The sequence below is a fragment of the Bradyrhizobium ingae genome (genome assembly GCF_055791185.1).
Map to the genome: position 1 here is coordinate 22,195 of NZ_JBVUBB010000002.1, position 25,764 is coordinate 47,958.

23 protein-coding genes and 1 pseudogene are annotated in these 25,764 nt (G+C 63.4%); 4 read left to right on the forward strand and 20 right to left on the reverse strand.

The window, feature by feature from the left end:
• Positions 1-338: 338 nt before the first annotated feature.
• The 9 genes from ACV1FX_RS02720 to ACV1FX_RS02760 all read right to left on the reverse strand — a co-directional run bounded on the left by ACV1FX_RS02720 (position 339) and on the right by ACV1FX_RS02760 (position 9,923).
• Entirely contained in the window at positions 339-2,135 is a 1,797-nt protein-coding gene (locus ACV1FX_RS02720) for an ABC transporter substrate-binding protein (protein WP_473116003.1), read from the reverse strand.
• Positions 2,136-2,207: 72 nt separating this feature from the next.
• Positions 2,208-2,537: a DUF2160 domain-containing protein gene (locus ACV1FX_RS02725; RefSeq protein WP_473116004.1), complete on the reverse strand. Its 330-nt coding sequence runs from the start codon at positions 2,535-2,537 to the stop codon at positions 2,208-2,210.
• 64 nt (positions 2,538-2,601) lie between these two features.
• Positions 2,602-3,408 carry a carbohydrate ABC transporter permease gene (locus ACV1FX_RS02730; RefSeq protein ID WP_473116005.1) on the reverse strand — a complete coding sequence of 269 codons (807 nt, stop codon included), beginning with the start codon at positions 3,406-3,408 and terminating at the stop codon, positions 2,602-2,604.
• Entirely contained in the window at positions 3,408-4,382 is a 975-nt protein-coding gene (locus ACV1FX_RS02735; RefSeq protein WP_473116006.1) for a carbohydrate ABC transporter permease, read from the reverse strand. The genes ACV1FX_RS02730 and ACV1FX_RS02735 overlap by 1 nt, the downstream gene beginning before the upstream one ends.
• Complete coding sequence (locus ACV1FX_RS02740) at positions 4,382-5,467, reverse strand: ABC transporter ATP-binding protein (protein ID WP_473116007.1); 1,086 nt, start codon at positions 5,465-5,467, stop codon at positions 4,382-4,384. Before ACV1FX_RS02740 ends, ACV1FX_RS02735 begins: the two co-directional genes overlap by 1 nt.
• 12 nt (positions 5,468-5,479) lie before the next feature.
• Positions 5,480-6,565 carry an ABC transporter ATP-binding protein gene (locus ACV1FX_RS02745; protein ID WP_473116008.1) on the reverse strand — a complete coding sequence of 362 codons (1,086 nt, stop codon included), beginning with the start codon at positions 6,563-6,565 and terminating at the stop codon, positions 5,480-5,482.
• The gene (glpD, locus tag ACV1FX_RS02750; RefSeq protein WP_473116009.1) at positions 6,562-8,112 is read right to left on the reverse strand and encodes a glycerol-3-phosphate dehydrogenase; all 1,551 of its coding nucleotides are present in this window, start codon (positions 8,110-8,112) and stop codon (positions 6,562-6,564) included. Before glpD ends, ACV1FX_RS02745 begins: the two co-directional genes overlap by 4 nt.
• 184 nt (positions 8,113-8,296) lie before the next feature.
• On the reverse strand, positions 8,297-9,145 hold the full coding sequence (locus tag ACV1FX_RS02755; protein WP_458193863.1) for a DeoR/GlpR family DNA-binding transcription regulator: 849 nt from the start codon (positions 9,143-9,145) through the stop codon (positions 8,297-8,299).
• A 103-nt stretch (positions 9,146-9,248) separates the two neighbouring features.
• Entirely contained in the window at positions 9,249-9,923 is a 675-nt protein-coding gene (locus ACV1FX_RS02760; protein WP_473116010.1) for an HAD family hydrolase, read from the reverse strand.
• 117 nt (positions 9,924-10,040) lie between these two features.
• Between ACV1FX_RS02760 and ACV1FX_RS02765 the strand changes: the two genes are divergently transcribed.
• A complete protein-coding gene (locus ACV1FX_RS02765) occupies positions 10,041-10,490 on the forward strand; it encodes a nuclear transport factor 2 family protein (protein ID WP_473116011.1) in 450 nt (149 codons plus the stop codon).
• 89 nt (positions 10,491-10,579) lie between these two features.
• Here the strand turns inward: ACV1FX_RS02765 and ACV1FX_RS02770 are convergent, their stop codons facing one another.
• The 7 genes and pseudogenes from ACV1FX_RS02770 to ACV1FX_RS02800 form a co-directional block, all read right to left on the reverse strand.
• A complete protein-coding gene (locus ACV1FX_RS02770) occupies positions 10,580-10,771 on the reverse strand; it encodes a hypothetical protein (protein ID WP_473116012.1) in 192 nt (63 codons plus the stop codon).
• Positions 10,772-10,982: 211 nt separating this feature from the next.
• Positions 10,983-11,393, reverse strand: coding sequence for an acyl-CoA thioesterase (locus ACV1FX_RS02775; protein ID WP_027522776.1), 411 nt, complete (start codon positions 11,391-11,393; stop codon positions 10,983-10,985).
• A 145-nt stretch (positions 11,394-11,538) separates the two neighbouring features.
• Positions 11,539-11,736, reverse strand: a pseudogene (locus tag ACV1FX_RS02780) (flavin reductase family protein); the annotation flags it as partial.
• A gap of 143 nt (positions 11,737-11,879) precedes the next feature.
• Positions 11,880-12,479: a TetR/AcrR family transcriptional regulator gene (locus ACV1FX_RS02785; RefSeq protein WP_473116013.1), complete on the reverse strand. Its 600-nt coding sequence runs from the start codon at positions 12,477-12,479 to the stop codon at positions 11,880-11,882.
• A gap of 31 nt (positions 12,480-12,510) precedes the next feature.
• Positions 12,511-15,651 carry an efflux RND transporter permease subunit gene (locus tag ACV1FX_RS02790; protein WP_473116014.1) on the reverse strand — a complete coding sequence of 1,047 codons (3,141 nt, stop codon included), beginning with the start codon at positions 15,649-15,651 and terminating at the stop codon, positions 12,511-12,513.
• 170 nt (positions 15,652-15,821) lie between these two features.
• Positions 15,822-16,928 (reverse strand): efflux RND transporter periplasmic adaptor subunit, encoded by a 1,107-nt coding sequence (locus ACV1FX_RS02795; protein WP_473116015.1) that lies wholly within the window; start codon positions 16,926-16,928, stop codon positions 15,822-15,824.
• A gap of 237 nt (positions 16,929-17,165) precedes the next feature.
• A complete protein-coding gene (locus ACV1FX_RS02800) occupies positions 17,166-18,512 on the reverse strand; it encodes an MFS transporter (RefSeq protein ID WP_473116016.1) in 1,347 nt (448 codons plus the stop codon).
• An 80-nt stretch (positions 18,513-18,592) separates the two neighbouring features.
• Here ACV1FX_RS02800 and ACV1FX_RS02805 point away from each other — a divergent pair, with 80 nt between their 5' ends.
• Positions 18,593-19,021, forward strand: a complete 429-nt coding sequence (locus ACV1FX_RS02805; protein ID WP_473116017.1) for a ribosomal maturation YjgA family protein — start codon at positions 18,593-18,595, stop codon at positions 19,019-19,021.
• 105 nt (positions 19,022-19,126) lie between these two features.
• Here ACV1FX_RS02805 and ACV1FX_RS02810 read toward each other — a convergent pair whose 3' ends face one another.
• From ACV1FX_RS02810 to ACV1FX_RS02820, 3 genes are all read right to left on the reverse strand, one after another.
• Positions 19,127-20,305, reverse strand: a complete 1,179-nt coding sequence (locus ACV1FX_RS02810; RefSeq protein ID WP_473116018.1) for a winged helix-turn-helix domain-containing protein — start codon at positions 20,303-20,305, stop codon at positions 19,127-19,129.
• A 111-nt stretch (positions 20,306-20,416) separates the two neighbouring features.
• The gene (locus tag ACV1FX_RS02815; protein ID WP_473116019.1) at positions 20,417-20,662 is read right to left on the reverse strand and encodes a hypothetical protein; all 246 of its coding nucleotides are present in this window, start codon (positions 20,660-20,662) and stop codon (positions 20,417-20,419) included.
• 260 nt (positions 20,663-20,922) lie between these two features.
• Entirely contained in the window at positions 20,923-22,341 is a 1,419-nt protein-coding gene (locus ACV1FX_RS02820; protein ID WP_473116020.1) for a caspase family protein, read from the reverse strand.
• 539 nt (positions 22,342-22,880) lie between these two features.
• On the opposite strand from ACV1FX_RS02820, the gene ACV1FX_RS02825 reads away from it, so the two are divergent.
• Positions 22,881-23,525, forward strand: coding sequence for an OmpA family protein (locus tag ACV1FX_RS02825; protein ID WP_473116021.1), 645 nt, complete (start codon positions 22,881-22,883; stop codon positions 23,523-23,525).
• A gap of 51 nt (positions 23,526-23,576) precedes the next feature.
• Here the strand turns inward: ACV1FX_RS02825 and ACV1FX_RS02830 are convergent, their stop codons facing one another.
• Positions 23,577-24,857: a phospholipid carrier-dependent glycosyltransferase gene (locus ACV1FX_RS02830; RefSeq protein ID WP_473116022.1), complete on the reverse strand. Its 1,281-nt coding sequence runs from the start codon at positions 24,855-24,857 to the stop codon at positions 23,577-23,579.
• A 200-nt stretch (positions 24,858-25,057) separates the two neighbouring features.
• Between ACV1FX_RS02830 and ACV1FX_RS02835 the strand changes: the two genes are divergently transcribed.
• Positions 25,058-25,762: a FecR family protein gene (locus ACV1FX_RS02835; RefSeq protein WP_473116023.1), complete on the forward strand. Its 705-nt coding sequence runs from the start codon at positions 25,058-25,060 to the stop codon at positions 25,760-25,762.
• Positions 25,763-25,764: the final 2 nt, after the last annotated feature.

Below are 25,764 nucleotides of genomic sequence, written 5' to 3' on the forward strand. Positions count from 1 at the left end.
CCCGGATGGGGCCGCCAGTGGCCCCGACCGCATGTTTCGTATTAATTGCTATGCGATTACTTCGATCGCATTATGCTAATCATGGATTTGAGACCGGACGGAGTCAAGCGGGTGCCGATCGATGGGCCGGACCCGGGGCCCTTCGCCGCATCCTGCGCCGTCGTCACTCTCCGGGAAGGTGAAGCCGGCAGCGAGATGGAACCGATGAGCCGCGGTACTGGATCGTCCGCTTTCGCGGACGATGACGGCGGACAATTGGAGGGCGCAGCGCACAGCGCAAAAGAAAAAGGCCGGGATCGCTCCCGGCCTTTCGTTTTGGATGACGTGATGCGCGAGGCTTACTTCGCTTCCGCGCGCTTGGGCGGGCTGGCCGGCCACGACTTGATCAGCGTGTCGTAGTCGATCGTTTCGCCCTTCGGCTTCTCGTTCGCGAGCTTGCGCTGCGGAGCGATGGTGCCGTCCTTCTCGGCCTTGGCGAACCAGTACTCGGCCGACTCCTTCTTGTGGAGCTTCGGACCGCAGGCGCCCTGCACGCCCGACTTCTCGATGCGCTCCATGACGGCGTCCTGTGCAGCAGCGAGCGAGTCCATCGCGGCCTGCGCGGTCTTGGCACCCGACGACGCGTCGCCGATGTTCTGCCACCAGAGCTGCGCGAGCTTCGGATAGTCAGGCACGTTGTTGCCGGTCGGGGTCCACTGCACGCGCGCGGGCGAGCGGTAGAACTCGATCAGACCGCCGAGCTTGGGAGCACGTTCGGTGAACGACTTGTCCCAGATGTCGGATTCACGGATGAAGGTGAGACCGACATGGCTCTTCTTCAGCGACACCGACTTGGAGACGATGAACTGCAGATAGAGCCAGGCCGCCTTGCGACGGTCAGCCGGGGTCGACTTCAACAGCGTGAGCGAGCCGGCGTCCTGGTAGCCGAGCTTCATGCCTTCCTTCCAGTACGAGCCGTGCGGAGACGGAGCCATACGCCACTTCGGCGTACCGTCCGCGTTCATCACGGCGATGCCCGGCTTCACCATGTCGGCGGTGAAGGCGGTGTACCAGAAGATCTGCTGGGCAATGTTACCCTGCGCCGGGACGGGCCCCGACTCGGAGAAGGTCATGCCTTGCGCCTGCGGCGGGGCATACTTCTTCAGCCACTCGAGATACTTCGAGATGGCGTACACCGAGGCCGGACCGTTGGTGTCGCCACCGCGATCCACGCTCGAGCCGACCGGACGGCAGCCTTCCATGCGGATGCCCCATTCGTCGACCGGCAGACCGTTCGGAATGCCCTTGTCACCGTTGCCGGCCATCGAGAGCCAGGCGTCGGTGAAACGCCATCCGAGCGAGGGGTCTTTCTTGCCATAGTCCATATGGCCGTAGACCTTGACGCCGTTGATCTCCTTGATGTCGTTGGTGAAGAACTCGGCGATGTCCTCATAGGCGGACCAGTTCACGGGCACGCCGAGCTCGTAGCCATACTTGGCCTTGAACTTGGCCTTGTAGTCGGGGTTGGTGAACCAGTCGTAGCGGAACCAGTAGAGGTTCGCGAACTGCTGGTCGGGAAGCTGATAGAGCTTTCCATCCGGCGCTGTGCCGAAAGACTTGCCGATGAAGTCATTGACGTCGAGCATGGGGTCGGTGACGTCCTTGCCCTCGCCGGTCATGTAATCCGACAGCACGATGGTCTGGCCGTAGCGGAAGTGCGTGCCGATGAGGTCGGAGTCGTTGATCCAGCCGTCGTACACGTTCTTGCCGGACTGCATCTGGGTCTGCAGCTTCTCGACGACGTCACCTTCCTGGATGATGTCGTGCTTGAGCTTGATGCCGGTAAGCTCGGTGAACGCCTTGGCGAGCGTCTGCGACTCGTATTCGTGAGTCGTGATCGTCTCCGAGACCACGTTGATTTCCATGCCCTTGAAGGGTTCGGCGGCCTTGGCGAACCACTCGAGCTCCTTCTTCTGGTCGTCCTTCGACAGCGTCGAGGGCTGGAATTCCGCGATCCACTTCTGGATCGTGGCGTCATCGGCGGCGCGAACCGGCGCCGAGGTCGAGAATGCAGCCGCAATGATAGCTGCGGCACTAGATACCGTCAGAAAGCTGATCTTGGTCAATGGACCTTTCCTTCTCCTAAACTGTCGCATGTTGTTCCTCCGTTGCAGCGACAAACTCTAACAGGCCCGGGTTGACCCCGGATCTGGTCTTCTTCGCGAGCTTCAGACCGTGCGGAATATGAGCGCGGCCGTGACAAGCGAAATTCCTGATGCGAGCCACAGGCTCGACAGTTCAAACCCTTCCTCGCCGATCGGCAGCGTCGCGATCGTGTCGGTGCCGACGAGGCCGATCCACGCGAGATGGATGACGGCGGCTGCGATCAGCGAGATGAACAGGCGATCGCCGCGCGTGGTCGGAATGCGCAGTACGCCGACGCGCTCTGCCTCGGGATAGACAGCGGCAAGATACGTCATCACTGCGAGCGTGCAGGCAAGCGCGCCGAAGAAGATCGCGGTCGGTATCGTCCAGGCCATCCATGCGATGGATTCCATGGTTATTGCTCCTTGCGCATGATCTGATCCGAAAACCGGTGTCCACTTTTCGGGATCATGCGCGTTACACCCGGCCGAGCGCGAAACCACGCGCGATGTAGTTGCGGACGAACCAGATCACGAGCGCGCCCGGAATGATGGTGAGCACGCCGGCGGCAGCGAGCAGCCCCCAATCCATGCCCGCCGCGGAGACCGTGCGCGTCATGATCGCAGCGATGGGCTTGGTTTGCACCGACGTGAGCGTGCGCGCGAGCAGCAGCTCGACCCAGGAGAACATGAAGCAGAAGAAGGCGGCGACGCCGATGCCGCTTGCAATCAGCGGGATCAGGATCTTCACGAAGAAGCGCGGAAAGGAATAGCCGTCGAGGAACGCGGTCTCGTCGATCTCGCGCGGCACGCCGGAGACGAAGCCTTCGAGGATCCAAACCGCGAGCGGCACGTTGAAGATGCAGTGCGCGAGCGCGACGGCCCACGGCGTATCGAACAGGCCGATCGCCGAATAGAGGTTGAAGAACGGCAGCGCGTAGACCGCGGCCGGCGCCATGCGGTTCGACAGCAGCCAGAAGAACAGGTGCTTGTCGCCGAGAAAACGGTAGCGCGAGAAGGCGTAAGCCGCCGGCAACGCCACCGTGATCGAGATCAGGGTGTTGAGGACGACGTATTCCAGCGAGTTGATGTAGCCGGAATACCAGCTCTCGTCGGTGAAGATGCGCTTGTAGTGCTGCAGTGTCGGCGCATGCGGCCACAGCGTCATCGTCGAGACGATCTCGCTGTTGGTCTTGAAGCTCATGTTGACGAGCCAGTAGATCGGCAGCAGCAGGAAGATCAGGAACAGCGCCATGATGACGCGTCGGCCGGGGATCGAGTGCATCAGGCCACTCCTTCCTTGGGCTGCAGCGCATGCGCGGGCTGGAGCGCACCGGCGGGCTTGAGCTCCGCCGCGGGCTCTTTCTCGGCCAGCGTTTTGCGCTCGACGCCGGCATTGGTCATCACGGTGTAGAACACCCAGCAGACGATCAGGATGATCAGGTTATAGACCAGCGACAAAGCGGCGGCCTTGCCGAGATCGAACTGGCCGAGCGCGATCTTGACGAGCTCGATCGAGACGAAGGTCGTGGAGTTGCCGGGACCGCCGCCGGTGACGACGAACGGCTCGGTGTAGATCATGAAGCTGTCCATGAAGCGCAGCAGCACCGCGATCAGCAGCACGCGATTCATCTTCGGCAGCTGGATCGCAGTGAACACCGCCCAGCGCGAGGCGCCGTCGATCTGCGCCGCCTGGTAATAGGCGTCCGGAATCGACTTCAGGCCGGCGTAGCACAAGAGCGCGACGAGGCTCGTCCAGTGCCAGACGTCCATGACGATGACGGTGACCCAGGCGTCGATTTCGTTCGAGACGTAGTTGTAATTGATTCCGAGGCTGTTCAGCGTGTAGCCGAGCAGGCCGATGTCGGGACGGCCGAAAATCTGCCAGATCGTGCCGACCACGTTCCACGGAATCAGCAGCGGGAGAGCGAGGATCACGAGGCAGGCGGCCACCGTCCAGCCCTCGCGCGGCATCGACAGCGCGATGACGATGCCGAGCGGCACCTCGATGGCGAGGATGACGAGCGAGAAGAACAGGTTGCGGCCGAGCGAGGCCAGGAAGCGGCCGCCGAGATCGGTCGAGGGATCGAGCAGCTCCTTGAACCAGCCGACGCCGTTCCAGAAGAACTGGTTGTTGCCGAAAGTGTCCTGCATCGAATAGTTCACCACCGTCATCAGCGGGATCACCGCGGAGAAGGCGACGACCAGGAACACCGGCAGGACCAGGAACCAGGCTTTTTGATTGATGGTCTTGTCCATCAGGCAGCTCCCTCCACCAGAAGGCTGTCCGCATAGACGTGGACATGGGACGGATCGAATTTCAGCCCGGCGGAGCCGTCGGAGCTGGTGAAGCCGCCCGGCGCACGGGCAGCGAGCTTGGCATCGCCGACGCGCACGCGGGCGAAGCGGATGCGGCCGAGATCGTCGATCCGGTCGATCTTCGAGGTGAGCAGCCCCGGCGCCGGCGCGACCACGTCGACGAACTCCGGACGCACGCCGATCTCGATCTTGGCTCCCGCGGGCAGATTGTCGTAGCTGCGGTTGAGCGCGATGACGTGGCCGTCGATCCGCGCCTCGCGGCCCTTCACCTCCGCCGGCATGATGTTCATGCCGGGCGAGCCGATGAAGTAGCCGACAAAGGTATGCGCGGGCTTGTCGAACAGTTCGGCCGGCGTGCCGCTCTGCACCACGCGGCCATCGTGCATCACCACCACGGTGTCGGCGAAGGTCAGCGCTTCGGTCTGGTCGTGGGTGACGTAGATCATCGTGAGATCGAGCTCGCGATGCAGCGCCTTCAGCTTCGAGCGGAGCTGCCACTTCAGCTCGGGGTCGATCACCGTCAGCGGCTCGTCGAACAGCACGGCGGCAACGTCGTTGCGCACGAGGCCCCGGCCGAGCGAGATCTTCTGCTTGGCGTCGGCGGTGAGCCGCGTCGCCTTGCGGTTCAAATAGGGCTCGAGATCGAGCAGGCGACCGATCTGGGCCACGCGCTTGTCGATATCGGCCTTCGGCACGCCGCGGTTCTTCAGCGGAAACGCCAGGTTCTCCCCCACCGTCATGGTGTCGTAGATCACCGGAAACTGGAACACCTGGGCGATGTTGCGCTTCTGGGTTGACAGCGGTGTGATGTCCTTGCCGTCGAACAGGATTTTTCCACGCGAGGGCGTGATGATGCCGGAGATGACGTTGAGCAACGTGGTCTTGCCGCAGCCTGAAGGCCCGAGCAGCGCATAGGCACCCCCCTGCCGCCAGGTCATGGTCACCGGCTTCAGCGCAAAGCTTTCGGGCGCAGCATCATTGCCGCCGTAGGAGTGCGCGAGATCGACGAGGTCAATGCGGGCCATGGCGCACCTCCCTCACGTGCTTATGGAGCCGGGCGCGGCGACCAGGCGGTCGGCCGCGTCGAACACGAAGACGTCCTGCGGATCGAGCACGGCGTCGAGCGTCTGACCCGGCTCGAACTCGTGCACGCCGTGCAGCACCGCAACCCAGTTCAATCCGTCGCGGGTCAAATGCACGAAACTCTCCGAACCGGTGATCTCGGTCACCGTCACTGTGGCGTGGAAGGCGTGGCGATCGGTCTGCCCATTGGCGAGCCCGAGCTGGTGGGCGCGGAAGCCGACACGATAGGGGCCGTCGGCAAGTCCGGCATAGAGGCCGGAGGCCGGCGCCGAGCTGCCGCCGGCATAGGCGACCTGCCCGTTCTTCTTCTCGATGCCGACCAGATTGAGCGGCGGATCCGAAAATACCTGCGCAACGCGGAGCGTCTGCGGGCGGCGATAGACGTTGGAGGTCTCGCCCATCTGGAGCGCCCGGCCCTCCCACATGCAGACGGTGTTGCCACCGAGCAGCAGCGCTTCGGACGGTTCCGTCGTCGCATAAACGAAGATCGAGCCCGCGGCCTCGAAGATGCGCGGCAGCTCGGCACGCAGCTCCTCGCGCAGCTTGTAGTCCAGATTGGCGAGCGGCTCGTCGAGCAGCACGAGATCGGCGCCCTTCACAAGCGCGCGCGCGATCGCGGTGCGCTGCTGCTGGCCGCCGGAGAGCTGAAGCGGCGTGCGCTTCAGGAACGGCTCGAGCCGCAGCAGCTTTGCGGCCTCAGCGACGCGCTTCTCGATCTCCCCGCGCGGCTTGCCCTGCACGCGCAGCGGCGAGGCAATGTTCTCATAGACCGTGAGCGAGGGGTAGTTGATGAACTGCTGGTAGACCATCGCGACGGAGCGCTGGCGCACGTCGATGCCGGTGACGTCCTTGCCGTTGACCAGGACCCTGCCGGTGGTCGGCTTGTCCAGCCCCGCAAGCAGCCGCATGATCGAGGTCTTGCCCGACAACGTCGGCCCGAGCAGCACGTTGAGCGTGCCGCCCTCGAGTGTCAGCGAGACGTCGCGGATGTGAGGAACGCCATCCACGGAGCGGCTGACGTGATCCAATGTGACGGTCATGAGCGTCCTCCTGCTTCGAGCAGGGGACTCTGCGGCACGGCATGGCTGGCGATCCAGTCGTCAAGTGCCGCGATCTGATCGGCACTTAGTCGCAGGCCAAGCTTGGAGCGCCGCCAGACGATATCCTCGGCGGTCACCGCCCATTCGTTGTTCATGAGATAGCGAACCTCGCGTTCCGTCAGCGTGGCGCCGAAGGACTGGCCGAGATCGGCCGCCGACCTGGCGTCGCCCAGGAGCTTGATGGCACGGGTGCCATAGGCCCGCGCCAGACGGCGGGCATGTTCGACGGAAAGGAAGGGATAGCCGCGCTGGAGGTCCGCGATCAGGGCATCGACGGCCGACACGTCCATGTCGCCGCCGGGAAGCGGCCATTTGCCGGTCCAGCCCTCACGCGCCTTGGCGCTGCGCAAGTAAGGCGCCAGACGCTCGAGTGCCTCTTCGGCGAGACGGCGGTAGGTCGTGATCTTGCCGCCATAGATCGAAAGCAGCGGCACGCCGCCGGGCGTGTCGAGCTCGAACACGTAGTCGCGGGTCGCGGCCTTGGCCTCGCTGGCGCCGTCGTCATAGAGCGGGCGCACGCCGGAATAGGTCCAGACGACGTCCTCGGGCTTCACGGGTTTGGCCAGATATTCGCTCGCGGCGGTGCAGAGATACTGGATCTCTTCCGGCGTCGCCTTCACCTTGGCCGGATCGCCGTCATAGTCGCGGTCGGTGGTGCCGATCAGCGTGAAGTCGTCCTGGTAGGGAATGACGAAGATGATACGGCCGTCCGCGTTCTGGAACATGTAGGCGCGGTCGTGGTCGTAGAGCTTTTTGACGACGATGTGCGAGCCCTGCACCAGGCGGACTTTTGCCTTGGCATTCACGCCGGCGCCGCGCCCGAGCACGTCCTCGACCCAGGGGCCGCCGGCATTGACCAGCGCACGGGCGCGAATCGTCGAACGCACGCCTGTGATGGTGTCGACCATGCTGACGGTCCAGACGCCGTCGGACTGGCGGATTTCGGTGGCCCGGGTGCGGGTGCGGATCTCCGCGCCCTTGTCGGCGGCATCGCGCGCATTGAGGACGACGAGGCGGGCGTCGTCGACGAAGCAGTCGGAATATTCGAAAGCGCGCGAATAGCGATTCGGGATCAGCGGACGGCCGACTTCATCCCTGGTCAGATCGACCGAACGGGTCGCCGGCAACAGATGGCGGCCGCCAATATGGTCGTAGAGGAAAAGACCGAGACGGAGCAGCCAGGCCGGACGCAGGCCGGCGTGATGCGGCAAAACGAAACGCAGGGGACGGATGATATGGGGCGCCACGCCCCAGAGGATCTCGCGCTCGATCAGCGCCTCGCGGACCAGGCGGAATTCGTAATATTCGAGATAGCGCAGGCCGCCATGTACGAGCTTGGTCGACCAGGACGACGTTCCACTCGCCAGGTCGTTCATTTCGCACAGGAAAACCGTGTTGCCGCGGCCGACCGCATCGCGCGCGATGCCGCAACCGTTAACACCGCCTCCAATGATGGCGAGATCGAAAATACGCTCCAACAGACGCATCCCCCGGCGATCGCCCGTTCGCTTGGGCGATTTTGCTTTCGGTTTCGATTAGATCAGAACCGAAAACGAAAGCAAGGCGAAAGGAAGCGAAGATGGAACTTTTTTCGTGGGCAATTAGGGGGGCTTTACTGGGCAATCGGATGAAACGGTGAGCACTGCCGCCATTCCAGGTAAGCGAAACGCGCTACCTCAACCGCACCACCGGCGCCGCCTCCGGCGCGGAATCCTGTGTGGGTTCCGTCGCCGCGTCGTCGTCGGGCGAGCCCTTCGGCATCGCCTCCACAACCTCGATGCCCTTGCTGTGGCAGATCGTGGCGAGGCGCTCAGGGAGCTCCTGGTCGGTGACGAACGTCTGGATCTGGCTGATATGAGCGATGCGCACCGGCGCGCTGCGGCGGAGCTTTGTTGAGTCCGCGACCAGCATGACGCTGCGCGCATTCGCAATGATCGCCTGCGCCACCTGCACCTCGCGATAGTCGAAATCGAGCAGCGCGCCCTCTTCGTCGATCGCGGATGCGCCGATAATGGCATAGTCGACCTTGAACTGGCCGATGAGCTGCGTCGCGGTCGAGCCGACCACCGCACCGTCGGCGCGCCGCACCGTGCCGCCGGCGACCACCACCTCGATGCGGGGATGGCGATAGAGCAGCATCGCGACGTTGAGGTTGTTGGTGATGACGAGCAGGTCCTCGTGCGAGGTCAGCGCACTTGCCACCTCTTCCGTCGTGGTGCCGATGTTGATGAAGAGCGAGCAGCCGTTCGGGATGAGCGAGGCGGCCGCGGCGCCGATCGCCTTCTTCTCGTCGGCGGCAACGAAGCGCCGCGCCTCGTAGGCGAGATTTTCGACGCCCGAGGCGATGATCGCGCCGCCATGGATGCGGGTCAGCGAGCGTCGCTCGCAGAGATCGTTGAGATCTTTCCGGATGGTCTGCGCCGATACTTCGAAGCGGCGCGCGAGCTCTTCGACCATCACCCGGCCCGAGGCGCGGGCGATATTGAGAATTTCGGCCTGGCGATGGGTCAATCCGGTCATGGGCGGCAACCTCACATCAGAGTTTTGCATGGTGCGGCGGTTCGACGCCGTGGTCAACGAGAGAGCACGGTAAAGTTAACGACAGTGCACCGGCGCCCTGCCCTCACCACTTCATGGCGGCCGCGACCAGCTTCATCAGGGTGTCATCATCGTAAGCGCCGGCCGAGGCGACGGCACCGGCGGCGACCAGATCGTCGTGACTGAGCGAGGTTCGCATGCCGATCGTCGGTATGCCCGCGGCCGCAGCCGATTGAATTCCGGAGCGGGAATCCTCGAATGCGATCGAGGCATGGGCGGCAGCGCCGGCGAAGCGAAGCCCTTCCAGATAAGGCAGCGGATGCGGCTTGCCGTGCGGCAGTTCGTCGCCGATCACGATCGCCTTGAAGCGATTCATGATGCCGAGGCCCGACAACAGCATTTCGGCATTCAGCCGCGGCGCATTCGTGACGGCGACCATTGGAATGCCCGTCGCGTCCGCCTTGTCGAGCAGCGCCATCAGGCCCGGCACCGGCTTGATCTGCCCGGCCACCAGCGTACGGAAGATGTGCTCTTTCTCGTCAAGGATCGCTGCGCGGGCTTCGAGCGATTCCCGCGGCAGAAACCGCTCGCCGATCGACGCATTGGAGAAGCCCTGCAGCTCCTTCGAAAACCTGATGTGGTCGAATACATGACCGCGCGGGCCGAAGATCTGGTTGAACGCCTCGCGGTGCAGCGCGTCGGTATCGGCCAGCGTGCCGTCGATGTCGAACAGCAGTGCCTGGCCCGTGGCTTGCGACATTTCAATCGATTCCTCTTCGTCAGGACGCACCAATAGCCGAGGAATGCCGGGAGTGAAACACTCGACAAATCTGTGGGCGGCTGCAACACTACCTGCAAGAGCAAAAAGGAGAAAACGATGACCATCAATCGGCGCGAACTGGCCGTCTCAGCCCTGGCACTTGCAACCCTCACCGCGGCTCCCGTGCTCGCTGGCTCGGCGGACGAGGAAACGGTCGCAAAACAAGTCGAGGCGTTTCGCCTCGCCCAGATCGCAGCGGATCCCAAGGCGCTCGGCGCGCTCTGCTGGGATGATCTCAGCTACAGCCATTCCAGCGGCAAGGTCGAGGACAAGGCGACCTTCATCGCCAACGCCACGGATGGAAAGTCGAAATTCCTGTCGATCGAGTACAAGGACCCGACCATCAAGGTCGTCGGCCCCGCCGCGATCGTACGTTTCCACTGGATCGCCGAGCAGGAAATGGCAGCCGATGGGAAAAAAGTGCCGACCAACCTTCACATCCTGATGAACTGGCAGAAGCAGGGCGACGACTGGAAGCTGCTGTCGCGCGCCGCGACGAAGCTGTGATGCTTCTCTTCCCTTCTCCCCTTGCGGGAGAAGGTGCAGCGGAATCGCGGTTGGCGCATCTCAACTACGCTTCCGCATTCCGCGACGCGTCACGCCGCTTCCTTCAAATCGCCATTCACCAACCGTCGCGCTGCGCGTTCGGCTTCGCGGGCATTGCGGAAGATCTGGCCTTCGAGGCGGTTGAAGCGATGGGAGGAAGCGAAGAAGCGGTATCCTTCCGGATTGCGTACGACGATACCTGCGGTCTTTGAATTGACTTCGATGATGTAGCTGTCCGGCATTGCCCGTGATTCCTCGAGTGCGGGCAAATAACGGTGCTCCTACCCAAAGGTTCCTATGGGTATTGCGGCCGTTTCCACCCCGAATCGACACGCAATGGAGTACGCTGCGACCTCATCCGTTTTATGACTTGTTCTTGGCGAAGCCGCGACATCCGCGGCGCACGATCACCACATGCGTTAATCACCACATGCGCCACGGCGCCGCGCGCGCTTACGTCGCGATCGGCGGCGCGGTGCGGTTGACGGTCTGCGGACGGCCGTGATCGTCGATCGAGACGTAGGTGAAATTGCCGTCGGTGACGAGAAACGGATGCTGCTCTCCGCGGCGCAGCGCCCAGGCTTCGAGGCGCACGGTGAGCGAGGTGCGTCCCACGCGCACGAGGGTGGCGTAGACCGAGACGAGATCCCCGACATAGACCGCCTTACGAAAATTCATCGCCTCGATCGCGACCGTCACGGTGCGCGACTTCGCGACTTTCGAGGCGAACACGCCGCCGCCGACATCCATCTGGCTGAGCAGCCAGCCGCCGAAGATGTCGCCATTGGCGTTAGTGTCGGCGGGCATCGCGAGCGTGCGGATGCAGAGATCGCCGCGCGGTTCGGTGCTGGTCTGTTCGGTCATGCGTGTCCCGTGTGAAGATGTTTTCGTGGCCCGGATGGAGCGAAGCGCAATCCGTGGAGCCGTGCAAGAATAACCCGGCGTGCAAGAATAACCCGAATTTCGCTGCGCTCCATCCGGGCCATGCATCGACGAGAGCGAGGCAAGATCAATCCGGCCTCACCATCTCGAACATGTTTTCCGGCTTGATTTCGAAATAGTCGCCGCGCCGGCCTACACGGACGATCGGACGCGGCGCAGCCGTCTGATAGACGCCATCCTTGATAAAGGCCTTGTCGATGTGGACGGCAACCACCTCGCCGAGCGTCAGCCATGCGTTGGCCTGCCGGCCATCGGCGCCCGAGATGCATCCGCGGAAGGATTCTGGATTGCTTCGCTGCGCTCGCAACGACGGAGTGTGTTGAACCGATTTGCCATGAAAATTCCGGGTTCGATGCTTGGCATCGGCCCGGAATGAGGGTCAACACAAATTATTGGGGGCAAACCGCGTCAGTGGCGCGGCGAGAGGCCCGCGATCACGAAATCAATCATCTGGTCGATGCTCGGGCCCGGCTTGGTGGCACATTGGGCGATCATCTGAGGGTGGAAGAAGCGCATCATCGCGGTGCAGGCACACAGCGAGGCCAGTTGCAGGTCTGGTGCTTCGAATTCGCCGGAGGCGGCACCTTGCGCGATCATCTGGCCGATGATCGAGGCGATGCACTCCATATGGGCGACGCAGACGTCCCAGTCCTCCTGCATCGCGATCTCAACCATCTCATGCAGCTTGGAATCACCGACATAACGCTCGGTGTTCATCCGATGGATGGTGGTCAGAAGCTGCCGGAAGCGATCGCGCACCGGACCGGGCTGGGCCACGATCCGCTGCGCCTCGAGTTCGACCTCGCCCATCAACGCCCGGGCCACTGACTGATGGATCGCCTTCTTCGATTCGAAGAAGCGATAGACGTTGGCCGGGCTCATTCTGAGCTCTTTGGCGATGTCGCCGACAGTTGTCTTCTGGTAGCCGATCTGCCGGAACAGCCGCTCGGCCACCTCGAGAATACGCTCCCGGGTGTCGCTTTCGATATGTTCCGAAACCAGTGTCATCTGTCAGGACTCGTCAGTACTCACTCTTGATCTATTCAGCCGCTTCAGCAAGCGGAAATGCGGGCTCGGCATCGCTGCCATGCTGCGGCGCAACTTCCGGCTGCCCGGCCGTTCCAGCCTCGTCGAGGCTCTTGCGGAACCACAGGGCATAGAGGCCCGGCAGATACAGCAGCGTCAGGAAGGTCGCAACGAACAGTCCACCCATGATGGTGATCGCCATCGGGCCCCAGAACGCCGAGCGCGACAGCGGGATCATGGCGAGGATCGCGGCGAGCGCGGTCAGCACCACCGGACGCGCGCGCCGGACGGTTGCCTCCACGATCGCCTCGCGCCGGGTCAGGCCATGGGAGACGTCGGTCTCGATCTGGTCAACCAGAATAACGGTGTTGCGCATGATCATACCGGCGAGCGCGATCAGGCCGAGCAGTGCGACGAAGCCGAACGGCTGATTGGCGACGTTGAGTCCGAGGGACGCACCAACGATACCGAGCGGCGCGGTCAGAAACACCAGCAACAGGCGCGAGAAGCTCTGGAGCTGGATCATCAGAAGCGTCAGCATCACCATGACCATCACCGGGAAGAGGATGAAGATCGAGGCGTTGCCCTTGGCGGATTCCTCGAACGCTCCGCCCGGCTCGATGCGGTAGGCCGGCTCGAGGGCGTCCTTGATCTGCTGCAGCTTCGGCGTGATCTGGCTGGTAACGTCGGGCGCCTGGACGCCGTCGACGACGTCAGAGCGCACGGTGATCGCCATGTCGCGGTTGCGCCGCCACAGGATCGGCTCCTCGTGGGAATACTCGATCTTGGCAATCTGCTGCAGCGGCACGGCGACGCCATTGCGCGAGGTGATGGTGAGATCGCCGACATGGGCGAGGTCGAGCCGCTCGGACGGGATCGCCCGGGCGACCACGCCGACCTTCTCGATGCCGTCGCGCACGGTCGTCACCTGCGCACCGGAGATCAGCATCGCGAGCGACTGCGAGACCTCCTGCGGCGTGAGGCCCATGGCACGCGCGCGATCCTGGTCGACGACGAGCTTGAGGTACGGCGACTGCTCGTTCCAGTCGAGCTGGACGTCCTTGACGTTCTTGTTCTGCCGCATGACGTCGCGGACCTGATAGGCGATCTCGCGCACCTTGTTGGGATCGGGCCCGATCACGCGGAACTGCACGGGGAAGCCGACGGGCGGACCGAAATTGAAGCGGTCGACGCGGACGCGGGCTTCGTTGAGCGCGCCGTCGGCGACGGCGTTCTCGAGCTTGGCCTTGATGCGCTCGCGCGCCTCGACGCCCTTGGCGACGATGACGATCTCGGCAAAGGCCTCGTTCGGAAGCTGCGGATTGAGGCCGAGCCAGAAGCGCGGCGAGCCCTGCCCGACATAGGCCGTGTAGGTCGCGATGTCCTGGTCATCCCTGAGCAGCTTCTCGGCATCCTTCACCGTCTTTTCGGTGACGTTGAAGGCGGTGCCTTCCGGCAGGCGGAGCTGGAGGAACAGCTCGGGCCGCTCGGACAGCGGGAAGAACTGCTGCTGCACGTGGCCGAAGCCGACGATCGAGGCGGCGAAGACGCCCACGGTCGCGACCACCACCGTGATACGGTGATTGACGCACCATTGCACGATCGCACGAAGGCCGCGGTACATGCGGGTCTCATAGACCGCGTGCGGATCGTGATTGTGATGCACCTTGATGTTGGGGAGCAGCTTGACGCCGATATAGGGCGTAAAGATCACCGCGACGAACCAAGAGGCGACCAGTGCGATCGCCACGATCCAGAAGATGCTGCCGGCATATTCGCCGACTGCCGAATTGGCAAAGCCGATGGGGAGGAAGCCGGCGGCCGTGACCAGCGTTCCCGTGAGCATCGGAAACGCGGTCGATTCCCAGGCAAAGGACGCGGCGCGGACGCGGTCCCAGCCCTGCTCCATCTTCACCACCATCATCTCGACCGCGATGATGGCGTCGTCGACGAGCAGGCCGAGCGCGATGATCAGCGCGCCGAGCGAGATGCGGTGCAGGTCGAGCGACATCGAGTTCATGACGATGAAGACTATGCCGAGCACGAGCGGCACCGACAGCGCGACCACGATGCCGGTGCGCCAGCCGAGCGCGACGAAAGAGACGAACAAGACGATCGCGAGCGCCTCGACGAAGGAATGCACGAACTCGCCGACCGCATGCTCGACCACGTTGGGCTGGTCGGCAATCAGCTCGACGTCGATGCCCTGCGGCACGGCCTTCATGAATTCGCTGGTCGCCTTCTCGACGTCCTTGCCGAGCTCGAGGATATTGGCGCCCTTTGCGGTGACGACTCCGATGCCGATCGCGGGCTTGCCTTCCTGGCGCACGACGAAGCTCGGCGGATCGACATAGCCATGGGTGACGGTCGCGATGTCGCCGAGGCGGAACACGCGGCCGTTGCTCTCGACCGGCGTTTCGGCAACAGCCTTGGCACCGTCGAGCGCACCGGTGACGCGCAACGGCACCCGCTGCGACGACGTCTCGACCGTGCCGGCGGGGGTCACGTTGTTCTGCTTGGCAAGCGAATCGAACAGCGCTTGCGGCGTGATACCGAGGGTCGCAAGCTTGGCGTGCGAAAACTCGACATAGATGCGCTCGTCCTGCGTGCCGTAGATGTCAACCTTGGTCACGCCGGGAACCTTAAGGAGGCGCTGGCGGAAACCTTCGGCGGTCTTCTTGAGCTGCGCATAGTCGGCGCCGTCGCCGGTCATCATATAGAGGATGGAATCGACGTCGGAGAATTCGTCATTGACGACGGGCCCGAGAATGCCGGCGGGCAACTGGCCCTGCACGTCGACGAGCTTCTTGCGCAAGAGATAGAAGAGATACGGCACGTCCTTCGGCGGCGTGTTGTCGCGGAAGGTCACCTGCATCGCAGTGAAGGCGGGCTTCGAGTAGGTCTGCACCTTCTCGAAATAGGGCAGCTCCTGCAGCTTCTTCTCGATGGGATCGGCGACCTGGGTCTGCATCTCCTGCGCGGTCGCACCCGGCCAGATCACGGAGACGTTGACCACCTTCACCGTGAAGAACGGATCCTCGGCGCGCCCAAGCTTCTGATAGGAGAAGAAGCCGGCGGCGCCGAGCACGATCATCAGGAACAGGACCAGCGTCGGGTGGCTGACGGCCCAGGCTGAAAGGTTGAAGCGCTTCATCGCACTCTCTCCAGAGATGACCCAATTGCCGAGAACGAGATAATTTGAACCCATCATTGCGAGGTGGCGAAGCGACCCAAGGGGCTGGGCAGATTTGGATCGCTTCGCCGCTTCCGCCCTTGCATTCGCGCGCAGGCGGAAAACTCTCCTCGCAATAACAAACGGTGTGACTAGAACGACAGCGAGGACACGATCCGGACCTTCATGTTCGGATCGAGCTTTTGCACACCGAGAGCAACGATCTTCGCGCCTTCTTCCACGCCACTGGTGATGACGACGTCGTTGCTCTCGTAGGATTTCACCGTGACCGGCTTCAGCGCGACGGCGCCGTTATCGCCGACGACATAGAACGAGGGCTTGCCGCCTTCGTTGAACAGCGCCGACAATGGCAGCCGCGCGACGCGCTCGGTGGCGGCATCGGACAACGTCAGTGTCGCCGTCATGCCGAGCGCGACCTTGTCGTCGGCTTCGGGCAGCGAGAATTTTGCAAGATAGGTGCGCGTGGCGGGATCGGCGGCAGGCGCGATCTCACGCAGCCTGGCGGCATACTTCTTGTTGGGCTCCGACCAAAGAGTGACGCTGGCGACGCCCGACTTGGCGCGTCCGACCAGCGTCTCAGGGATCGCGACGACCGCTTCCTTCTCGGCAAAGCGGGCGACGCGGATCGAAGCCTGGCCCGCGGCGACCACCTGGCCGGGCTCGATCAGCGTTGCGGTGACGACGCCGCGGGCGTCGGCGTTGAGCGTCGCGTAGGAAAGGGAATTCTTGGTCAGCTCGACCGAGCGCACGGCGCGGTCGAGGCGCGCGCGGGCTTCGTCAGCCGATGCGCGGCTCTGGTCGAGTTGGGCATCAGTGGTCCAGCCCTTGGCCTTCAAATCCTTGGCGCGCTGTTCGGCGGCGGCGGCCTGGGCGAGCACACCGGTAGCCGCGGTCTGCTCGGCCACGGCTTGCTCGGCCTGCAGCTTCAGATCGACTTCATCGAGAGTCGCGAGCGGCTGGCCCTCTTCGACGGTCTGGCCGACCTCGACCAGGCGCTTGGCGACCTTGCCGGCCACGCGAAAACCGAGATCACTCTCGATCCGGGGCCTGATGGTGCCGACGAAGCTGCGCTCCGGCGTATCGGCCTCATAATGAGCGGTTGCGACCAGAACCGGCCGCGGCGGCTCGGCCTTTTGCGCCACGGTGTCGTTGCATCCGGCCAGCGCCACCGCCATCAGGGCCAGGGTGGCACCGGCCAAGAGTCTGGAATAGCTCGACAAAATCGACCGGACGAACATCGGACACTCCTGCGGCTGTGCTGGGGAGGAATGTCGACTAATCACTGATAAAAGTCAATAATCGTCAGTCATCAGAAAAACGTGAGCGTTAAGGGAGAGTAACTCCCCCTCTCGTCGCCCTTGCGAAAGCCAGGGCCCATTACCCCAGAAGTCGGTTGCTCAAAGAAAAGCATTCGCCCGCGTGCCCCGAGCCGGGCCGCGGGTTATGGGCCCTGGCTTTCGCCAGGGCGACGGAAGCTAGTTACCTGGCTCGCCGGCGAACTCGTGCTCGCTCTCGTGGCCGCCGACGAACACCAGGACGCCGGCGATCAGGGGCAGAATGGCGAGGACCAGGAGGCCGGTCGAGGTCTGGCCGGTGGCTTCCTTGACCCAGCCGATCAGATAGGGCCCGGCGAAGCCGGCGAGATTGCCAATCGAGTTGATCAGAGCAATGGCGCCGGCGGCCGCCATGCCGGACAGCCAGGCCGTCGGCAGGGTCCAGAACACGCCGAAGCAGCAGAACACGCCGATCGCGGCCACCGTGAGCGCCACCATCGTCAGGGTCGGGTCGGTGAGATAGGACGAGACGGCGAGCGCGACGGCGGTCAGGAGCAGCGGCGCGCCGACATGCATCACGCGCTCGCGCGTGGCGTCGGAATGCCGCGCCCACAGGATCATGGCGACGGTGCCGAACAGATACGGGATCGCGGTGACGAAGCCGGTCTGCGCATTGGTGAGGCCAAACGCCTTCACGATCTGCGGCAGCCAGAACTGCATGCCGTAGAGCGCGCCGACGAAGCCGAAGTAGATCAGGCTCAGCGTAATCACCTTCGGCGACGACAGGGCCTCGCCGAGCGATAGGTGCTTCACCGCCTGCTTGGCCGCGATCTCCGAATCAAGCCGGGCCTTGAGCCACGCCTTCTGCTCGGCCGACAGCCAGTCCGCCTTCTCCGGCTTGTCCGTGAGATAGAACCAGGTGACGATGCCGAGCAGCACCGATGGCACGCCCTCGATGATGAACAGCCACTGCCAGCCCTGCAAGCCCAGCACGCCATCGAGACCGAGCAGCAGGCCCGAGATCGGCGCGCCGATCACGGTCGAGACCGGCACCGCGATGGCAAAGGCCGCAAGGAAACGCGCGCGATATTCGGCAGGGTACCAATAGGTGAGATAAAGGATGATGCCGGGGAAGAAGCCGGCTTCAGCGACGCCAAGCAGGAAGCGCAGGACATAGAAGCTCGTCACCCCGTTCACCGTGGCCATCAGCGCCGAGATCACGCCCCAGGTCACCATGATGCGGGCGATCCAGCGGCTCGCGCCGAATCTCTCCAGCGCCAAATTGCTCGGCACCTCGAAGATGAAATAACCGATGAAGAAGATGCCGGCGCCCCAGGAGAAGATCAGCGGCGTGAACTTCAATTCCGCATTCATGGTCAGCGCGGCGAAGCCGAGATTGACGCGGTCGAGATAGGAGAAGAAGTAGGCCAGCACCAGGAATGGAATCAGGCGCCAGGAGATGGCGCGGATGGTCGAGGTCTCGATCGCGCTCTTGTTGGGGTTCTTGGCAGTGCCTGCGGAACCCGCAAAGGTGGTGGTCTGGCTCATGGCGTCCCCCTTGGTTGCTGTTTTTTCTCAGCCTGAGGGCGGTTTTGGGCATCGCGGCGAAAGAGTCAATGGAGCGAGCAATGCACGGAACGCAATCGACCAACCCTGTTGCGCCGTTGCAGGTGTCGCTGACCCGCGCGGCCCTCGCCCTCGTCGTGATCGCCTGCGGCCTCGCCTTGCGCTGGTATGGCCTTCCGCTCGGTCTCTCCGCCTTCGTCGTGAAATATGGCGGCTCGCTGTTGTGGGCGACTATGGTGTTCTTCCTGGTCGGAGCCTTGCTGCCGCGCCTGACGCGGGCACAGATTGCGGGCATTGCGGCGGCGACCGCGGTCGTCGTCGAACTATCCCGCCTGGTGCATACGCCCTGGCTCGATGCGTTCCGGCTCACCACCGCGGGCGCGCTGCTGCTCGGCCGCATCTTCTCGCTGTGGAATGTGGTGGCGTATGGCGTGGGGATTGTTGTCGGCGTTTGGATTGATCGTCTTGTCGCGCTGCGCAGGCTGGGTTAGCCCTGCGGCTGCGCGAAGCGCAGTCCGCTAGGCGTAACCCACCTCTTCTCTGTCCCCTCGGAAAGTAAAGCGGTGGGTTACGCTTCGCTAACCTACCCTACGACGCTACGCAGCCGCATCTTGCTCCGCTAACTGAAACCGCTCGAAACGATCGAGCTCGTCCTCGATCCTGCGCTTCAGCTCCTTACGCCCCGCAGTCTTCTTGCCGTTGCTGACCCAGGTCCATTTCTGCATCAGGAGTTTCTTGTTCTGCCGATCGGCCTTCAAATCGAGCGCGGCGACGATCTCGTCGCCGACGAGCACGGGTAGCGCGAAATAGCCGAGCTTGCGCTTGGCCTTCGGCACATAAGCCTCGAACAGATGGTTGTAGCCGAAGATGAGGCTGGTGCGTTTGCGCTGGATGATCAGGGGATCGAACGGTGAGAGGATGTGCACGAGATCCGGCGGCGCGCCCTCGCCCGGCTCCAACGCTGACGGCGCCACCCAATGCTCCTGCTTGCCGGCGCCCTCGAGCGCGATCGGCACCAGCTCGCCGCGTCGGACCCGTGATGCGATCAGGCGCGCCACCGCCTGCTTGCGCGGCGCGTCGAGATGGCAGATCGAATCGAGGCTCACGAGCCCTTGCGACCGCAGCGCGCGGTCGAGCAGGTAGTTCGTGCTGTCCTTCGCGGAGGCCGGCTTGGGCAGCTTGTCCCAGCCGAAATGGCGCGTCATCAGCTCATAGGTCTTGAGCATGCCCTGACGTTCGCTGATCGTGACGGCACCGGTGTAGAAGGCAAGTTGCAGCGCCCGCTTCGAGGGCTTGCGGCTCTGCCACAGATGCTCCTTCTCGGTGAGGACGTCATCCTCGATGTCGCGGATCGTCAGCGGGCCGGCCCGCACCAGCCGCATCACCTTGCGCATGTCGGCCGAGGTCACCGATGCGAACCATTTGTGTCCGTCGCGCCGGTGCTCACGCATCGCCGGCAGGAAGAAGCGGAAGTCGCTCGTCGGCACGTAGGACAGCGCATGCGTCCAGTATTCGAACACGCTCCTGTCAACGCTCTGGGCGTGGCGCAGATCGGCGCGGCGATAGGACGGGATACGGCTATAGAGAATGTGGTGATGGCAACGCTCGATGACGTTGATCGTGTCGATCTGCACATAGCCGAGATGGGCGATGGCTTCGGCGACCGCCTGCGCGCCCGCGCCAAAGGGCTCGCGCGTGTCGAGCCGCTGCGCGCGCAGCCAGATCTGCCGTGCCTGTGACATCTGAAGCGGAAGTGGGTCGGGCGTGCGGGACATTGCGAGCGGCAATGTAGCCGGATTCGCAAGGAGGCAAAGAAACAACGGCAAAGAAAACGCCGCGCTGCCACCTGCTGACAGCGCGGCCGAACCCGGCCAGAGCTGGCCGGCTCAAGGGCCGCGCTTCGATCCCTTGGTGCGGTCGCCGACGCTGCCGGTCGCGATATCAGGCTCGCAGGCTGCCTTGCCGCGGTCGGTCGCCTGGCAGCGATAGACGCTGCCGGTCAGGCGATCGACCAGCCACATATTGTCCTCGGTCACGCCTTCCAGGCCGACATAGCGATTGGTGAGACCCGTGATCAATGTCGACAGCAGGATCGCGACCGCGATCATCGCCGCGCCGATATAGATGGGCATTGAACTCTGCGAAGTCGTCCGATCCGGCGGGCCGCCACGATTGAACTGATACTCACTGGGCCTTGGCACTGTTCGGAACCGGCTCCCTTCGCCCGGCTAGCGCTTCTTCCGGGGTAAAGGGGGTTGCTAGGCGCCCATCTGGCCGATTTCTTGTTCGCAGCCGGGCCGCGCGACGACCGCTTTGCGACCATCGTCAAGCACGGCTTCCAAAACGAAGAGGCGGCCCGGATCAGGCCGCCTCCGCTTTGCCTGTCTGCTTGTCAGCGACGGCCGAACAATCCGCCCATCATGCCGCCGAAGAGGCCGCCCGGGCCGCCCATCGGGCCGCCACCGCCGCCGCCGCCGCCACCATGATAGCGGCGGCCACCGCCGGAGGAGTGCCGGCGCGCCGGCTCGTCGTCGGCCTGCTCGGAGGAGGCAGCGCGGGTCGACACGATCTCCGACAGCAGTGCCTTGTGCTGAAGCTTGTTGAGGTAGCCGGTGGCGGGGTAGCCACGCGCCGCCTGCCACCGCTTGAGCACCGAACGGGTCTCGTCGTCGAATTTACCTGTCGCCTTCACGTCAAAACCGAGCCCGGTAAGGCGACGCTGCACGTCGCGGCGCTGACCTTTGTCGAGACCGATCTGATCTTCGGTGACCTGGCTGGCTTCCTCGGTGAAGGTCGCGGGATCGACCCCGGCGGACAGGTTGCGCGTGGTGTTCGAAGGCCCGTCCTGCAGCGCCGCAATGCGAGCGAGGGCAATCGCCTTGAACGTGCCGTTCGGATAGTTGGTGAGATAGGCGTTGAGCTCTTCCACCTTGTTGGAATCCTTGATCGAGCGCCAGAACTCGAGCTCGACGTCTGCGCCCTGCCGGGTCGCAGCCGATGCCGGTTCGCTCGGGGCGTCGCTCGCGGTAACGGCCGGCACGCCGACCGGATTGAGATAGACGTTGCCGGTGAGGTTGGTGTGGCCCCAGGGCAGTTGCCCCTTGTTGGTCTCGTCGCTGACCTGGGCGCGGACCTTGGTCATCGCCTGCTGGATCTCGAGGCCGGGCTGGGCAATGTTGGCCACGAGCGCGCGGGTGAACGGGCTGTTGGTGCCAGCCTCGCCGTCGAGAGCGGTCTGGCCAGGGCCGGTGGCAAACGCGATCAGCGTACCCTCGCCCGATTTCATCTCGGCAAGGCCGGTCTGCACGTTGACCGAGCGCGTTGCCTTGGCCGAACGAATCTTGGCCGCGAACGGGTTGTCGCGGCAGGCATCCAGGAATACGAGCTTCACCTTGGCGTCCGCCATGGTCTGATCGAGCGTGATGTCGACGTTGATCGCCGCACCCAGCTTGACGTCCATCTCGGATTTCAGGTCGGCGTCGATCGGCAACAGGTAATTGGTGCCGTTCACGGCGATGCCGTGACCCGCATAGAAGAACACGGCGACATCGGCGCCTTCGCTCTTCTTGCCGAACTCCAGGAGCTTTGCCGTCATGGCATCGCGGGTGAGGTTGGAGCCCTCGACGACATCGAAGCCGACATTGCGAAGCACCCTGGCCATCGCCTTCGAATCGATCGCCGGGTTGGGAAGCTGCGGGACATTCTTGTAGGCGGAGTTGCCGACCACGAAGGCAACACGCTTGTCGGCCAAGGCCACGTCGCCACTGACAAGAAATGCTGCGATTGAAATTGCTGCGATCAAGAAGCGCATGATCATTCTCCCCTGATCCAAACTTCTTCGCTGCCATCGGATCGATTTGAGCTGATCCGATGGGTGCAATCTGATCCAGTCCACGAGAAAGCACTGTGATCTGGATCACTCGGGGATTTCTGCTGCTCGAACCGAGCTGGACGACGCTGCGACGTCTACTCTTCAGGCTGCTGACGCAGCGGCAATAACGGCGGTGACGAGCAATGGCAGAAAGCGAGCAATGGCGGAAAGAATGTACCCGTTGGCGCGCGGAGTCCAGCGAGCGCGATGCCTGTCGCTGCAAACGATCCGAAAAGCAGACAGTCAATCCGCGGCGCTCTTTAAAAGCTTGAAAGAGACAGCCGTACTTCCCGATCAACGCAAAGACTCTCCGCCTTGCCGGCCAGCATGCGATTGGATGGCGGGCGGCTCCAGCGCTAAAATGCGCGCAGACATGAGGCCATTTTTGAATGTGATACGCATCACATCCGGGTGTTTAAGCCTGACCTAGGCTCGCGGCATCAAATCGCCAACAGGCGTAACAGCGAGGACTTACGACTATGACCCGTTTTGATAAGTTTTTCGGATTGAAGGCGATTACCATCTCGGCCGCGCTGTCGTTGACCGCCGGCCTGGCACTCGCCGGCGACAACAACGTCACCGCCGGCCAGATCCTGGATGCGCTGAAGTCGAAGCCCCTCACCCGTGGCCTGTCCGCCGCGACGCAGACCGGCACTGCGGATCAGGCCAAGGAGGCCAGCTTCCTCAATACCGTGCGCAACCGGCAGACCCGTTCGCTCTCGATGGGCGAACGCGATCAGATCGCCGAGCTCGCGGCAAGCAAGCCGAAGATCGATCTGGAAATCCAGTTCGACTACAACTCGGCCAACATCGCCCAGGGTTCGCTGGGCTCGGTGCAGGCGCTCGGCAAGGCGCTGTCCGATCCGGCTCTGAAGGGCTCGACCTTCGTGGTCGCCGGCCACACCGACGCGATCGGCAGCGATCCCTTCAATCAGGACCTGTCCGAGCGTCGCGCCGACACCATCAAGAAGTATCTGGTGCAGAACTACGGCCTCAACGGCGGCGACCTCGTCACCGTCGGCTACGGCAAGACCAAGCTGAAGGACGCTGCGAACGGCGCCGACCCGGTCAATCGCCGTGTCCAGGTGGTGAACATGGAAACCAAGACGACCGCCTCGAAGTGATGGCGGCGACCAACTCGACAAATCGCCCGCCGCGTCCGCGACGGGCGATTCTCATATCCAGTTCTGGAAGATCATCAGCCGGTTGAAAGTCTGCATCGAGGTGCCGACGAAGGCCGCGGAGATCGGCAGCATGACGGCGAAGCCGACGGCCGCGAACGCGACGTAGGCCCACAGCACCCAGGGCGGAAGCTTGTCACGTCGCAGCGCATAGACCAGTGCGAGCGAGGACGCAGTTGCTGCCGGCAAATAGTAGTAGATGAAGCCGAGCGTGCGCGGCAGGAGTGCCCAGGCGAGATACGGGCCGAAATAAAATGCCGCGATGAGGAACGCATCCCAGCGCCGTGTGACGATGAAGTCGCGCAACACGACCGCCAGCGCGAGCAGCGCCGGCCACAGAACCAGGGGATTGCCGAGGAAGACGACCGCGGAGATGCGGTCGTCGCCGACCTTGTCGAACAGGAACCACACCGGACGTACGAGAAACGGCCAGGACGGCCACGAGCTCATGTAAGTGTGCCCGGCGATCGCGGTCGTGGTGTTGTCGGTGAAGATGCGCCGCTGAGCCTCGATCAGCTCGGATGGCGACAGCCCATACAGCGGCACGAAGGCCGCAAGATAGAGCACCGCCGGCAACGCGACGAAGCAAAGTGCGAAATGCTGCGTCCGGAAATCCGGCCAGAGATCGGGGCGATACCAGTCGGTCGGCTTGGCGTCGGCGAACAGCGTGCGCCAGCTCTGCATCAAACGGATCGCCGCGACGATGACAATGCAGGTCGCGAGCGGAAACAGCCCGCTCCACTTGCAGGCAGCGGCAAGACCGAACAATGCGCCGGCCAGCGCAAACAACCGGTGCGGCCGCTCTTTCCGAAAGCCATGCATGAAGGCCGCCGATGCCAGCAGGCCGAAGGCCAGCGCAAAGATGTCGAGCATCGCGATGCGCGACTGCACGAACAGCATCTGGTTGAAGAAGGCGATCATGGCGGCAGCGATCGCGGGCCCTTCCGCCGCAAACAGCGCGAGGCCGCAAAGATAGACCGCGACAACCGCGAGCGCGCCGAACAGCGTTGCCGGATAGCGCCAGCCCAGCGAATTGTCACCGAAGGCCGCGATCGAGAGCGCGATGAGCTCCTTTGCCAATGGCGGATGCATCGGATTGAGCACGGGCTTGGGCATGATCGGCTCGAGCATCTGCCGCGCGGCCGGCACGTAATGCACCTCGTCGAACACAAATTTGTCCGGTGTCGAGACGCCGACCAGGAACGCGAGATGCGCAACCAGGAAAATCACGACAGCGATCACTGCGCTTCGCGACATCGGCGACGCAGGCGTCATTTCGTGCTGTCGTCGTGGGGATGCTTTGCGTGGCAAATCTGCTTCACCGCGAAGAAAAATATCTTTGCTCAGCGCATTGAACGCATTCTGCCGCAACTGTCACTAACCATGACGCTCGTGCTGCGCTACTTGTGATAATTATACCACATCGCAAACGAGTGCGATCCGGTACGATACGGGACACATCGATCGGTTACGAAATGAATTTGCGCCTTCGCGTTCTTTTTCCCTTGTTGCTTGCAGCTCTCTCCTGCGCGGCGTCTGCCGCGCAAGCCCAGACGCGCGTCGGCGAAGCCGTGGTGATTCAGAACGAGGTGGTTCGCGTCGCGGCGACGGCGACGCAGATCAATGTCGGCGACAGCATGCTGCGCGACGAGACCGTACGCACCGGCACCGACGGCGCGGCACGTTTCGTCATGGCCGACAGCACGAATCTGTCGCTCGGGCCGGGCGCCACGCTCAAGCTCGACCGCAGCGTCTTCAACGACGAGCACAGCTATCGCGACGTTGCGATCCGCATGACCACCGGCGCGTTCCGTTTCGTCACCGGACATTCGGAAAAGGCCGCCTACAAGATCACGACGCCGCTCGCAACCATCGGCGTGCGCGGCACCACGCTGGACATCCTCTCCCAGCGCGGCCGTTCCGTGGTGGTCTTGCAGGAGGGCGCGGCGAGCGTCTGCACGCTGGGCTTCCAGTGTGTGCAACTGACCCAGCCTGGCGACACCGCGATCATCACTTCGACGGGCGGCCGGACCACGATCACCAGGACCGGCACGCCACCCTGGACCTTTGCCGCGACCTGCACGGCTGCGGCCGGACTGTGCTCGGTCAACCAATATGCGGACGCTGCGCCGACCATCACGCCCGCCGTCCATGACGACGGCATGCTGTGCGGGCGGTGACC

Bases quoted from the DNA above. Each gene is read 5' to 3' on its own strand.
- ACV1FX_RS02720 (WP_473116003.1), bottom strand. From the start codon at position 2,135: ATGCGACAGTTTAGGAGAAGGAAAGGTCCATTGACCAAGATCAGCTTT.
- ACV1FX_RS02725 (WP_473116004.1), bottom strand. From the start codon at position 2,537: ATGGAATCCATCGCATGGATGGCCTGGACGATACCGACCGCGATCTTC.
- ACV1FX_RS02730 (WP_473116005.1), bottom strand. From the start codon at position 3,408: ATGCACTCGATCCCCGGCCGACGCGTCATCATGGCGCTGTTCCTGATC.
- ACV1FX_RS02735 (WP_473116006.1), bottom strand. From the start codon at position 4,382: ATGGACAAGACCATCAATCAAAAAGCCTGGTTCCTGGTCCTGCCGGTG.
- ACV1FX_RS02740 (WP_473116007.1), bottom strand. From the start codon at position 5,467: ATGGCCCGCATTGACCTCGTCGATCTCGCGCACTCCTACGGCGGCAAT.
- ACV1FX_RS02745 (WP_473116008.1), bottom strand. From the start codon at position 6,565: ATGACCGTCACATTGGATCACGTCAGCCGCTCCGTGGATGGCGTTCCT.
- glpD (WP_473116009.1), bottom strand. From the start codon at position 8,112: ATGCGTCTGTTGGAGCGTATTTTCGATCTCGCCATCATTGGAGGCGGT.
- ACV1FX_RS02755 (WP_458193863.1), bottom strand. From the start codon at position 9,145: ATGACCGGATTGACCCATCGCCAGGCCGAAATTCTCAATATCGCCCGC.
- ACV1FX_RS02760 (WP_473116010.1), bottom strand. From the start codon at position 9,923: ATGTCGCAAGCCACGGGCCAGGCACTGCTGTTCGACATCGACGGCACG.
- ACV1FX_RS02765 (WP_473116011.1), top strand. From the start codon at position 10,041: ATGACCATCAATCGGCGCGAACTGGCCGTCTCAGCCCTGGCACTTGCA.
- ACV1FX_RS02770 (WP_473116012.1), bottom strand. From the start codon at position 10,771: ATGCCGGACAGCTACATCATCGAAGTCAATTCAAAGACCGCAGGTATC.
- ACV1FX_RS02775 (WP_027522776.1), bottom strand. From the start codon at position 11,393: ATGACCGAACAGACCAGCACCGAACCGCGCGGCGATCTCTGCATCCGC.
- ACV1FX_RS02785 (WP_473116013.1), bottom strand. From the start codon at position 12,479: ATGACACTGGTTTCGGAACATATCGAAAGCGACACCCGGGAGCGTATT.
- ACV1FX_RS02790 (WP_473116014.1), bottom strand. From the start codon at position 15,651: ATGAAGCGCTTCAACCTTTCAGCCTGGGCCGTCAGCCACCCGACGCTG.
- ACV1FX_RS02795 (WP_473116015.1), bottom strand. From the start codon at position 16,928: ATGTTCGTCCGGTCGATTTTGTCGAGCTATTCCAGACTCTTGGCCGGT.
- ACV1FX_RS02800 (WP_473116016.1), bottom strand. From the start codon at position 18,512: ATGAGCCAGACCACCACCTTTGCGGGTTCCGCAGGCACTGCCAAGAAC.
- ACV1FX_RS02805 (WP_473116017.1), top strand. From the start codon at position 18,593: ATGCACGGAACGCAATCGACCAACCCTGTTGCGCCGTTGCAGGTGTCG.
- ACV1FX_RS02810 (WP_473116018.1), bottom strand. From the start codon at position 20,305: ATGTCCCGCACGCCCGACCCACTTCCGCTTCAGATGTCACAGGCACGG.
- ACV1FX_RS02815 (WP_473116019.1), bottom strand. From the start codon at position 20,662: ATGCCCATCTATATCGGCGCGGCGATGATCGCGGTCGCGATCCTGCTG.
- ACV1FX_RS02820 (WP_473116020.1), bottom strand. From the start codon at position 22,341: ATGCGCTTCTTGATCGCAGCAATTTCAATCGCAGCATTTCTTGTCAGT.
- ACV1FX_RS02825 (WP_473116021.1), top strand. From the start codon at position 22,881: ATGACCCGTTTTGATAAGTTTTTCGGATTGAAGGCGATTACCATCTCG.
- ACV1FX_RS02830 (WP_473116022.1), bottom strand. From the start codon at position 24,857: ATGACGCCTGCGTCGCCGATGTCGCGAAGCGCAGTGATCGCTGTCGTG.
- ACV1FX_RS02835 (WP_473116023.1), top strand. From the start codon at position 25,058: ATGAATTTGCGCCTTCGCGTTCTTTTTCCCTTGTTGCTTGCAGCTCTC.